Origin of the sequence: Stenotrophomonas sp. G106K1 (assembly GCF_037969685.1) — a bacterium.
GTDB classification, from domain to species: Bacteria; Pseudomonadota; Gammaproteobacteria; order Xanthomonadales; family Xanthomonadaceae; genus Stenotrophomonas; species Stenotrophomonas lactitubi.
Map to the genome: position 1 here is coordinate 1 of NZ_JBBPFR010000051.1, position 861 is coordinate 861.

1 protein-coding gene is annotated in these 861 nt (G+C 70.5%); it reads right to left on the reverse strand.

The annotated features are described in order from the left end of the window. Positions 1-859: bifunctional molybdenum cofactor biosynthesis protein MoaC/MoaB (gene moaCB, locus WKB25_RS21075; protein WP_340572793.1), on the reverse strand; the 859-nt coding region annotated here is incomplete at its 3' end. Positions 860-861: the final 2 nt, after the last annotated feature.

Here is an 861-nt window from a genome sequence, read left to right on the forward strand (position 1 = left end):
CCAGAATGTCCAGGCACTGCGCTGCCGCACGCGGGCTGCCCGGCAGCGCGAACACCAGCATGTCATCCAGCTGCACCACCTCGGCACGGCTCAACCAGGCCATCGGCGTGTGCTGCGCACTCAACGCGCGCACCATCTGCGCCAGCCCGTGCACCGGCCGCGCGTTCAACGAACGCAGCGCCTCCGGGGTCAGGTCGCGCGGGCCCAGCCCGGTGCCGCCGGTACACAGGCACAGGCGTACACCCGCGCCCGCCAGCGCACGCAGGCGACCCGCCAGCGGTTCGACGCCATCGGGCAGTACCTCGGCAGCCACCACCTCGCCACCGAGCGACTGCAGTCCGCTCACCAGCTTCGTGCCGGACTCGTCGGCATACGTGCCCTCGCTCGCTCGATCGCTCAGGGTGATCACCGCGCAGGCAGCGCCCTCCAGGCCCTTCGGCGGGCGCGGCCTGAAGCGCGCGTGCTCGCCCTCGTCCATGCCATCGGGGTGCAGCCACAGGCCGCGCTTGCCGCCTTCCTTGAACAGCAGGCGGATGCCCTCGATGCGCAGTGCCGGCTCCACCGGCTTGCTCAGGTCGTACAGGGTCAGCAGTGCGGCGTTCACGCCGGCCAGTGCTTCCATCTCCACTCCGGTGCGGGCCTCGCTGGCGCACTCGCACCACACGCGGATCGACTGCCGTTCCGGCACCGGTGCGCAGTACACCTGCACCAGTTCCAGTGGCAGCGGATGGCATAGCGGCATCAGCATCGAGGCCATCTTCGCCCCCTGCAACCCGGCAATCTCGGCCATCACCAGCGCATCGCCCTTGGGCAGGCGGCGCTCGACGATCAGCGGATAGGCCACTGGACCCGCGTGCAGCT